Here is a 10,481-nt window from a genome sequence, read left to right on the forward strand (position 1 = left end):
GTAGCGCAGGGTGAGGTTGTGGGGGTTTTCGGTGTCGGCTTGGTTGAGTTGGTGGAAGGCGGAGGGGGTTTGGTTGAGGACGGTGACGTGTTCGCGGGTGAGGAGGTCGAGGAAGTCGTGGGGGGAGCGGGAGGTTTGGAAGGGGACGATGACGAGGCGTCCGCCGTGGAGGAGGGGGCCCCAGAGTTCCCAGACGGAGAAGTCGAAGGCGTAGGAGTGGAACCAGGTCCAGACGTCGTGCGGGCCGAAGTGGAAGTGGTGGTGGGTGTTGGCGAAGAGGGTGAGGACGTTGCGGTGGGGGATGAGGACGCCCTTGGGGCGGCCGGTGGAGCCGGAGGTGTAGATGACGTAGGCGGGGTGGTCGGGTGTGGCGGTGGTGGGTGGGTTGGTGCGGGGGTGGTCGGAGAGGTCGATCGTGTCGATCGGGATTGTTCGGATCCCGTTGGTGGGGATGTCCGTGTGGGTGGTGCCGGTGGTGAGGAGGAGGGTGGGTCGGGCGTCGTCGAGCATGTGGGTGACGCGGTCGGTGGGGTAGTCGGGGTCGATGGGGAGGTAGGCGCCGCCGGCTTTGAGGACGGCGAGCAGGGCGATGACGAGGTCGGTGGAGCGGTCGAGGCGGACGGCGACCAGGGTTTCGGGGTGGACGCCGTGGTCGGTGAGCAGGTGGGCGAGTTGGTTGGCGCGTTCGTTGAGTTCGCGGTAGGTGAGGTGGGTGTCGCCGTCGGTGAGGGCGGTGGCGTCGGGGGTGTGGGCGGCCTGGGTCTCGAAGTGTGCGGTGAGGGTGCCGTCGGGTGTGGCGAGGGCGGGTCGGGTTGCCCAGGTGTCGAGCAGGAGGTGGCGTTCTTCGGTGTCGAGGACGGGTACGGCGTGGACCGGCTGGGTGGGGTCGGTGGTGAGGGCGGTGAGGACGCGCAGCCAGCGCTGTCCCAGGACCTCCACCGACGACCGGTCGAACAACTCGGCCGCGAAGACGATCCGCACCGCCAGCCCGTCCGGAGTGTCGGTGGACGTGTACCGCTCGCGGACCTCGAAAGCGAGGTCGAAGTTGGCCGTCGGGTCCCCGGCGGTCGACAACTCGACTTCCACGCCGGGCAGTTCGAGGCGTGCCTCGACGGTGTTCTGCAGGGTGAGGATGACCTGGAAGAGCGGGTGGCGGGCCATCGAGCGGGTGGGGGCCAGTTCCTCGACCAGGCGCTCGAAGGGCACGTCCTGGTGGGCGAACGCCCCGAGTCCGGTCTCCCGGACGCGGCTCAGCAGTTCGCTGAAGGTCGGGTTGCCGCTGAGGTCGGTGCGCAGCACCAGGGTGTTGGCGAAGAAGCCGACGAGCTCGTCCAGTGCTTCGTCGGTGCGTCCGGCGATGGGTGTGCCGATCGGGACGTCCTGCCCGGCGCCCAGCCGGGAGAGCAGCACCGCAAGCGCCGCCTGGAGCAGCATGAAGGGCGTGACGCCCTCCTCGCGGGCCAGGTCCAGCAGTTCGGTGTGGAGCTCGGCGGGGACCATGAGCTCGACCGTCTCCGCCCGGTTCGTGGCGACGGCCGGGCGCGGACGGTCGAACGGCAGCGTCAGCTCCTCCGGCAGCTCGGCCAGCGCCTCCCGCCAGTACCCCAACTGCCCCGCCAGCAGGCCCTCGGAGTCCTCCTCCGACCCCAGCAGCTCGCGCTGCCAGAGCGTGTAGTCCGCGTACTGCACCGGCAACGGCGACCACGCGGGCGAGCCGCCCCGCACCCGCGCCGCGTACGCGGTGGACAGGTCCCGCCCGAGGGGTCCGAAGGACCAGCCGTCGCCAGCGATGTGATGAAGCGTCAGAACAAGGACGTGCTGCTCGGGTGTCAGGGTGAACAGGTCCGCCCGCAGCGGCGGTTCCGTCGCCAGGTCGAAGGGCCGTCCCGCCGACCGGTTCACGGCGACGGCCAGCTCCTCCTCCCCGTCGACCGGTTCGACGGTGAGCTCGAACGGGACCGACTCGATCGGCAGTACCCGCTGCACGGGTTCGCCGTCGACCGGGGAGTAGACGGTCCGCAGCACCTCGTGCCGCTCCATCACGTCACGCAGGGCCGCGGCCAGGGCATCCGGCTCCAGCACGCCCGAAAGGCGCAGCGCGGCAGGGATGTTGTAACCGGAGCTCGTCCCCTCCAGCTGTCCGAGGAACCAGAGCCGCTGCTGGGCGTAGGAGAGCGGCACCGGCGCGGGCCGCTCCTCGACGGCCACCACGGGCGGCCGCAGCGTCGCGCCGCCGTCGAGCCGGCGCGCCAGTGCGGCGGGCGTCGGCGCCTCGAAGAGGGTGCGCAGCGGGAGTTCGACCCCGAGGGCGGACCGCACCCGGCTGCCGAGACGGGTGGCGAGGAGCGAGTGGCCGCCGAGGTCGAAGAAGCCGTCCTCGACGCCGACCGAGGACAGGCCGAGGACCTCGGCGAAGAGCGCGCAGAGGATCTCCTCGGACAGGTTCTCCGCCGCCCGGCCGGCGCCGGCGCCCGCGGCCGCGTAGTCCGGGGCGGGCAGGGCCTTGCGGTCGAGCTTGCCGTTGGCGGTCAGCGGCAGGGACTCCAGCACCACCACGGCCGACGGCACCATGTACTCCGGCAGCCGCTCGGCCGCCGCCGCCCGGGCCAGGGCGGGCAGCGCGGCCACGTCCGCGTCGTGCTCCGCCACCAGGTACCCGACGAGCCGGTGGTCGCCGGGGGCATCCTCGCGTACCGACACGGCGGCCTGGGCGACTCCCGGGCAGGACGCCAAAGCGGCCTGGACCTCGCCGAGTTCGATGCGGAAGCCACGGATCTTGACCTGGTCGTCGGCGCGGCCCAGGAACTCCAGCTCACCGGCGGCGGTCCAGCGGACGATGTCGCCGGTGCGGTACATCCGCCCTCCTTGCCCGCCATCGGGCTGGGGGTACCTCCCGGCCGCCGGGCTGGGGGCGTGGGGCCCACCTCCTTGCCCGCCATCGGGCTGGGGGTACCTCCCGGCCGCCAGGCTGGGGGCGAGGGGCCCGTCCCCGGGCTCGAAGGGGCAGGCCACGAAGCGTTCGGCGGTCAGGCCGGGGCGGCCGAGGTAGCCGCGGGCCAGGCCGCTGCCCGCCAGGTAGAGGTCGCCGGCCACACCGGCCGGAACCGGGCGCAGAGCCTCGTCGAGCACGTAGGCCCGGGTGTTGTCGATGGGCCGCCCGATGGGCAGGACCTCGCCGTGCTCGTCGCCGACCTCGTGGGCGGTGGACCAGATGGTGGTCTCGGTGGGGCCGTAGAGGTTGGTCACGCCGGCCGTGCGGGCGGTCAGAGTCCGGGCCAGCCCGCTGTCCAGCGCCTCGCCGCCGACCAACGCCCGGAGACCAGCCAACGCGTCACCAGCCAACGCGTCACCGGCCAACGCGTCACCGGCCGAGGGCGCGTCGGCCGTCGAGCCGTCGAGCGACGTGGCTTCGGCGGTCAGCGCGTGCCAGAGGCTCGGCGTGGCCTGCATCGCGGTCGCCCCACTCGCCGTCAGCAGGTCCCGCAGCGCACGCGGGTCCCGGACGGTCTCGCGGGGGGCCAGCACCACCCGGGCGCCGTTGAGCAGGGGCAGGTAGAGCTCCAGCGCGGCGATGTCGAAGGCGACCGTGGTCACCGCGAGCAGCCGGTCCGTGGGGCCGAGCGCGAAGCGGCGCTGCATCGCGGCCAGGAAGTTGACCAGTGCCCCGACCGGCACGACGACGCCCTTGGGCCGTCCGGTGGAGCCGGAGGTGTGGATCACGTACGCCGGGTGGCCGGGCAGCACGGCGACGCCCGGGTCGGCGTCGTCGGAGGCGGCGTCGTCGGAGGTGAAGCCGGCGGAGGTGGCGGGCTCGATCCGGTCCACCGGCACCACGGGGATCCCGCCGGCCGGCACCGCCGCCGCGGTGGCCCCGGAGGCCAGCACGACGACCGGCCGGGCGTCCGCCAGGGTGTAGGCGATGCGGTCGGCGGGGTAGTCGGGGTCGATGGGCAGGTAGGCGCCGCCGGCCTTGAGGACGGCGAGCAGGGCGACCACCAGGTCGGCGGAGCGTTCCAGACAGACCGCGACCAGCGCCTCCGGTCCGACGCCGCGCCGGATCAGCAGGTGTGCCAGCCGGTTGGCGCGGGTGTTGAGCTCCCGGTAGGTGAGTTCGCGGTCGCCGCTGACCAGCGCGACCGCCTCGGGTGTCCGGGCGACCTGGGCTTCGAACAGCGTGGGCAGGGTGGCCGACGGCGGCTCGACGGCGGTGTCGTTCCAGTCGGTCAGGACCTGCTGCCGCTCGGCCGCGTCGAGCAGTTCGACCTCGTGCAGCGGCTGGGTGCCGTCGGCGGCGGCGAGGGCGGCGAGGTAGTGCTGGAAGCGGCGGCAGTGGGCGGCGATCTCCTCCGGCCGGTAGAGCGCCGGGTTGGCGTCGACGACGAGACCGGCGCCGTCGCCGGTCTGCCGGTCGTAGATCAGGATGTTGAGGTCCTCGACGGGGCCGCTGCTGAGGTTGTGGGTGGTGCTCGGGTGGCCGCCGAAGGTGAGGTTGTAGTCGAAGGACTGGATGTTGACGGTGGGGCCGAACAGCTGCCCGCTCGACGCGACCAGGCCGAGGTCGCGCCGGATCTCCTCGTAGCGGTAGCGCTGGTGCCGCAGGGCCTCACGGGCGGCGCGGCTGGTCTTCTTGATGAGCGCGGAGAGCGGTTCCTGCGGGTCGACGGCCAGGCGCAGCGGCACCACGTTGTTGACGACGCCCGGGGTGCTCCGGGCGACCTCGCCGGACCGGGCGGCGACCGGGAAGCCGAGGACGACGTCGCCGCTGCCGGTCACCCGGGAGGTGTAGGCGGCCGCGGCGGCGAGCACCAGGACGGTCCAGCTGACCCCGAGCCGGCGCGCGGAGGTGCGCAGCGTGGCCATGTACTCGGGGTCCAGCCGGAGTGCGTGGCGCAGGTGGGTGTGCGAGGCCGGGGCGAACCGGCCGGCGAAGTTGACGGCGGTCGGGCGGTCGGCGAGCCGGTCCTGCCAGTACTGGCGGTCCGCCTCGAACTGGGCGGAGGCGCGGTACTCGGCCTCGACCTCCACCAGCCGCGCGAACGGAGGGATGCCGCTCTCGTCGGGCAGGGTCCGGCCCTCCGCCCAGGTGCTGTAGACCTCCGCGACCCGGGCGGCGAAGAGCGGGCCGCTGTGGCCGTCGCCCATCGCGTGGTGGGCGCGCAGTGACCAGATGTGGTGGTCGGCGGCCAGCCGGATCAGCGCGAAGGCGCAGGCGGGGCCGGTCTCCAGGTCGTAGGGGCGGAGGTACTCGGTGCGCATCCAGCGCACCGCCGCCTCCCACGGGTCGGTCTCGGCGCTGACGTCGACGGGGACGAACCGCCAGGCGGGGTCGGGTTCGACGAACTGGCGGAGTTCCTGGCCGCCGGGCACCAGCCGCAGGCGCAGCGTCTCGCAGTCGAGGACGGCCCGGTGGAGGGCGCGCTCGAACAGCCCGGGGTCGACCGGCCCGTGGATCTCCACGTACTCGTGGACCTGGTAGGCGGGGCTGGCCGGGTCCAGCTGCTGCGCGAACCACATTCCGGCCTGGCCGGAAAGCAGGGGCAGGTACTCGGGCTGCGAAGGCGACATCTGCTGGGACTCCGGTTCGTCTGGGGGTCGCGCCGGGCCGTCGGCCCGTGGGTTCCACCGCGGCCCGGCCGGGCGGCCGGGGACGCACGTGTCTGACCGCCCCGCGGCGCCGGTGCGGGCCTGGGGCGGTGTGGGTCTCGGGGGTCGGGGGCGGTCAGCGCCCGGTCGGGTGCGCCGGCGCCGGGGAGGTGGCCGGGGAGGCGGCCCGGGCGGTGGCCGGATCGTTGGTCCGGGAGGCGGCCCGGGAGGTGGCTCGGGCGGTGGCCGGGTGCGCCGTCACAGGGACAGCGAGTCGAGCAGCATGGCCGCGGTGACCGCCGGATCGTCCTCGGCCCCGACGAGCGAGGCGTTCGGGAGGTGGGTGCCGCCGTCGCGCTCCGCTCGGGCCCGACGCCGGCCGCCGCCGGTGATGTTGAGCAGGATCCGTGCGTCACGCGGGATCCGCCGCTCGGTGACCGCGCGTCGCAGGCAGGCCACCGCCACGGCGGCGGCCGGCTCGATGTCGATGCCCTCGGTCTCCTCGAACAGCGCGGCCGCGGCGAGGGCCTCCGGGGTGTCGGCCAGCAGGACCTCGCCCGAGGTGTCGGCCAACAGGTCGGCGACGCCGCCGTGGACCCCGAACGGAGGTGTGGCATTGACGAGTTCGGGGGCGTGCACGTCGATGCACGACAGCGTGACCGCGGCCGGGGAGGGAGTCGACTCCGGCAGCGGAGCCGCGGCCTGATCCGGGAGTCCTCCGGAGAGGGCGGCGGTCCGGCCGCGCCAGAGCCGGTGCAGCGGGGCGAACCCGGTGTTCTGGCAGAGCAGGGTGCGCGGCGGGGTGCCGCCCGTGGTGGCGGCGATCCGGCGGGCCGCCTCGTGCGCGGCGATCGCGCCGGTACCGCTGCCGACGGCCTGGACGTAGTAGTCGGGCAGTCGGCCGAGCCGCTCGTACGCGGCCAGCATGACGATTCCGAGGCCGTCGCGGCGGGCGACGTTGCGGACCCCGCCCTCGGGGAAGAAGGGCGCGCCGGTGGCCAGGATGCCCTGGCCGTAGGTGATCGCGTCGTTGTAGCCGCCGCCCTTGACGGCGACGATCCGTACCCGCGGTCCGGTGCCGGAGAGCGCCAGCCCGGGCAGGGCGCGTTCGGGGATCACCAGTACGCAGGGGAAGTCGAACTTCTCGGTGGCCCGGACGAAGGCCGCCGCGGTGTTCCCGGCGGACGCGACGACCATGACGCCCGCGTCCTGCGGGACCCGTCCCAGGACGGCGAAGGCCTCCAGTTCCTTGAAGGTCCCGGAGTCCATGCGGCAGTCGCGTTCCGGCCAGTAGCCGCTGAAGGCCGTCCAGAGGTCGCTCAGCCCCAGGGCGGCGCCGAGTCCGCGACTTCGGTGCACGGCGGGCAGGCTCGCCCCGGGGACCTCGCGGACGACCGGGAGCCAGCCGCGGTAGCGGAAGGGGCCGGGTGCCGCCGGGGTGGCGGCGATCGCGTCGGCCAGTGAGCCGGCGGTGTACTCGGTCCGTAGCAGTGAATTGTCGCGGCACTCCGGGCAGGCCGAAATCAGCCCGTCGTCCCCGAATCGTAAGCCGCATCGAGTGCAGACAACCGTGTAGTGCCCGCCGTGCTCCATGGCTTTCCCCCGTTGCCACCGGCCGCAGCCGGTACTGCCAGCTGAATGTGTTCGCGCGGGCCGGAAACTACTGTTCCATGGCCGAAATGAGACTCTTCGGGCGCATGTCGGTCCAGGAGTTCTCGATGTAGTCCAGGCACTCCTGGCGCCCGGCCTCGCCGAACACCTGCTGCCACCCGGCCGGAATTTCCGTGAAGACGGGCCAGAGCGAATGCTGGCCCTCGTCGTTCACCAGAACCAGGTAGTTGGCCTCGGGGTCCTCGAAGGGATTCGTCACCGCGTCACCTTTTCTCGCATAGCCGGTTGGCCGGCTGGACATATGCGGACGTGGCGGAGGTGGATCCCCTGTTCCGGACGGACCTGCCCCCGCCCGGTCCGTGTTCCAGTCTTACTCATCCGGGCCCGAAAGGGGAAGTGTGGATTGATGTCGGGAGGCGTGAACGGAATGTGCAGGTGCTTCTGCTGTCGCCGTTGCTCCGGCGCGCCGGTCGGCCGGTGCTGATCCCGTGCGAAATGTCGCGAAATATGGAGGAAATGAGCTCCGCGGCCGGGCCGGGTGGAACTGCCGTGCGCTCACAGCGGGAGTGAAGTCCCGTACCCCGGTGGGAGCGCGGCGGCGAAGAAACCCCGCCGACCGGATGATCGGACGGGCACGGATGGTCTGGCAGACTTCTGCCCCATGAGGTTACCGACCGACGGCCACGCATCCGGTGCCGAGAACAACTCCCGTTCCCGTGACGCAAGTTCCGTTCATGCCGGAGGGAATTCACCCGACGGTCCGGGGAGCGGGCCGGAGGGCCCGGCCGTCGGCGGAGCGGTGCCGGACGGCGCACGCACCCTGCGTGACCGGATCGCCGCCCGGCGGCTGCGTCCGGTCCGGCCGCGCCTCCGGTTCGAGCTGGTGCTCATCGGGATCGGCTACTGGGTCTACAACCTGGTCCGCAACGCGGTGCCGCAGCACGCCGAGACCGCGAAGGCCCACGCGAACCTCGTGTGGGACCTGGAGCGGAGCCTCGGCCTGGCCTTCGAACGCTCGGTCAACCACGGCCTGGACGCGGTGACCTGGGTGATCGTCGGCATGAACTACTACTACGCCACACTGCACTTCGTCATCACCATCGCCGTGCTGGTCTGGCTCTACCGCAGCCACCCCGGCCGGTATCCGGCGGTCCGTACGGCGCTGGCCGCTGCCACCGGCATCGCCCTGGTCGGCTACTACGTCTTCCCGATGGCCCCGCCGCGGATGCTGCCCGGCTTCATCGACACGGTGACGGTGCACCACACCTGGGGTTCGCTGGCCTCGGGCGCGGGAGCGACCATCTCCAACCAGTACGCGGCGATGCCCTCGATGCACTTCGGCTGGGCGCTGTGGTGCGGGCTGACGGTGTTCTTCCTGTCCGGACGGGCCTGGCTGCGGGCGCTGGGCCTGCTGTACCCGCTGTTCACCCTGACCGTGATCATCGCCACCGCGAACCACCTCTGGCTGGACGCGGCGGGCGGGGCGGTCTGCCTGGGCGTGGGCTTCGTCGCGGCCCGGCTGCTCTTCCACCGCTGGGCGTACCGGTTCCCGCGGATCCCGGCCTCCTGGCAGGCCGCCGGGCCGCGCGTGGCCGGGCAGTGGCCCGTCCCGGGCGAGGCCGCCGCCCGCCGCCGGTAGCCCGGACCACAGACGGGCCGGTCAGCCGATCGGCACCACCGGACCTGTTGGACCTGTCGGACCTGTTGGACCTGTCGGACCTGTTCGACCTGTTGACACAGGCAGGAACGGGTCGGCCCGCGCCGGCCCGACCGCCGCCGGCCCGACCGCCGCCGGCGTCGCCGACCCCGGCGGATCACCCCCGCTCGCGGTCCACCAGATCCGACGGGTCGGTGTTGGCGCCACAGAGGAGGACGGCGACGCGCTCACCGTCGGCCCGGTCGACCGCGGCGAGGGCGGTGGAGGCCGCGAACTCGACGGCGATCCGGCGCTCCTCCCACAGCCGCCGGCGGGCGCGCACGATGGCCTCGTCGTCCACCAGGACGGAGCGCACGCCCTCGTGCCCGGCGGCGGCGACCGCCAGCGCCGTGGCGCGGCGGGCGCCGAGCGCGTCCTGGGCCACCGAGTCGACCGGGACGTCCACCGGGTGGCCGGCCGCCAGCGCGGCGTTCAGGGCACGGCTGCCGGTCGGCTCGACCGCGAGCACCCGGACGCCGTGCTCGCGCGCCGCCACGGCCACACCGGCGAAGAGCCCACCGCCGCCCACCGACACCACCACGGTGTCCAGCCCGGGCACCCGGTCGCGGATCTCCGCCAGGACGGTCCCCGCGCCGGCGGCGATCAGCGGGTGGTCGTACGCGTGCGAGGCCAGCGCCCCGCTGTCGGCGGCGAACTCCTCGCACGCGGCCAGCGCTTCCGCGTACTCCCGGCCGGCCAGCCGCACCTGCGCGCCGTAGGAGCGCAGCCGGGCCAGCTTCACCGGGGAGGCGGTCTCCGGCAGGAACACCGTCGCCCGGACGCCGAGTTCGCGCGCCGCCCAGGCGCAGGCGAGCCCGGCGTTGCCACCCGAGGCGATGGTGACCCCGGTGTCCGGGAGGGTGCCCGCCTCGGCGTGCGCGAGCAGGAAGTTCTGTGCACCGCGCGCCTTGAAGCTGCCGGTGTGCTGCAGGAACTCCAGTGCCAACCAGGTCCGTCCGCCGTCGTCCCCCGGCGCCATCGCGACCGGGCGCACCCGCCCGGCGATCCGCCGCGCGGCAGCCTCGACCTCGTCGTACGTCAGCTGGTCCATCGCGTTCTGCTCCTTCGCCGGTGGGGCGTCGACAGGGTGTTCCGTCCGCGGCCGACGGTACGTCGCGCGGCCGGACGGGCGGAAGATCACGGCACCGGAGGCGTACCGTAGCCCCGTGCGTCATGTGATCCTCCCCCCGCCGCCCCGCTAGCGGGCGGCCCACTCCACCCACCCCGGCCCGCGGGACTCCGCCGGCAGCCGGGGCGATGACCGCCGCCCGCGCACCCCGCGGACCCGAACCGGCCATCCATCGTGGAGTACTGACGCATGTCCTCGTACGCCGCCGTGCCCTTCCGGCACGGCCTGTTGTCCATTTCCGCCGCCGCCGTCGCCTGGGGCGCGGGCGGAGCCGTGGCCGCGCTGCTGATGCGCACCAGCGGCCTCGGCCCGGTGGCCGTCTCCTGCTGGCGCTTCGGCGTCGCGGCGCTCTGCCTGGCCCTGCTGCCGACCGGTGGGCGCCGGGCCGGGAGCGGCACCTCCCCGCCCGGCCCCGCCGTGCTGACCGGGCGCGGTCTGGCGACGCGCCCCAGCGCCCACTTC

General features: G+C 73.5%; 5 protein-coding genes and 1 pseudogene. 2 read left to right on the plus strand and 4 right to left on the minus strand.

All coding sequences use genetic code 11. From position 1 onward, the window contains the following. The 3 genes from ACFV0O_RS40450 to ACFV0O_RS40460 all read right to left on the minus strand — a co-directional run. Positions 1-5,565: amino acid adenylation domain-containing protein (locus ACFV0O_RS40450; RefSeq protein WP_380349755.1), on the minus strand; the 5,565-nt coding region annotated here is incomplete at its 3' end. Positions 5,566-5,841: 276 nt separating this feature from the next. Continuing rightward, positions 5,842-7,176, minus strand: a complete 1,335-nt coding sequence (locus ACFV0O_RS40455; RefSeq protein ID WP_380349758.1) for a cysteate synthase — start codon at positions 7,174-7,176, stop codon at positions 5,842-5,844. A 67-nt stretch (positions 7,177-7,243) separates the two neighbouring features. Beyond that, complete coding sequence (locus ACFV0O_RS40460) at positions 7,244-7,453, minus strand: MbtH family protein (protein WP_360268339.1); 210 nt, start codon at positions 7,451-7,453, stop codon at positions 7,244-7,246. Between the two features lie 540 nt (positions 7,454-7,993). Between ACFV0O_RS40460 and ACFV0O_RS40465 the strand changes: the two genes are divergently transcribed. Then, on the plus strand, positions 7,994-8,833 hold the full coding sequence (locus tag ACFV0O_RS40465; protein WP_380349761.1) for a phosphatase PAP2 family protein: 840 nt from the start codon (positions 7,994-7,996) through the stop codon (positions 8,831-8,833). 175 nt (positions 8,834-9,008) lie between these two features. On the opposite strand, the gene ACFV0O_RS40470 is transcribed toward ACFV0O_RS40465, so the two are convergent. Continuing rightward, complete coding sequence (locus ACFV0O_RS40470) at positions 9,009-9,941, minus strand: serine/threonine dehydratase (RefSeq protein WP_380349764.1); 933 nt, start codon at positions 9,939-9,941, stop codon at positions 9,009-9,011. A 267-nt stretch (positions 9,942-10,208) separates the two neighbouring features. On the opposite strand from ACFV0O_RS40470, the pseudogene ACFV0O_RS40475 reads away from it, so the two are divergent. Beyond that, positions 10,209-10,481: pseudogene (locus ACFV0O_RS40475) on the plus strand (EamA/RhaT family transporter); the annotation flags it as partial.

The sequence above is a fragment of the Kitasatospora sp. NPDC059577 genome, from assembly GCF_042735475.1.
Lineage (GTDB): Bacteria > Actinomycetota > Actinomycetes > Streptomycetales > Streptomycetaceae > Kitasatospora.

Coding starts and splice junctions, on each gene's coding strand:
- ACFV0O_RS40455 (WP_380349758.1), bottom strand. CDS start 7,176: ATGGAGCACGGCGGGCACTACACGGTTGTCTGCACTCGATGCGGCTTA.
- ACFV0O_RS40470 (WP_380349764.1), bottom strand. CDS start 9,941: ATGGACCAGCTGACGTACGACGAGGTCGAGGCTGCCGCGCGGCGGATC.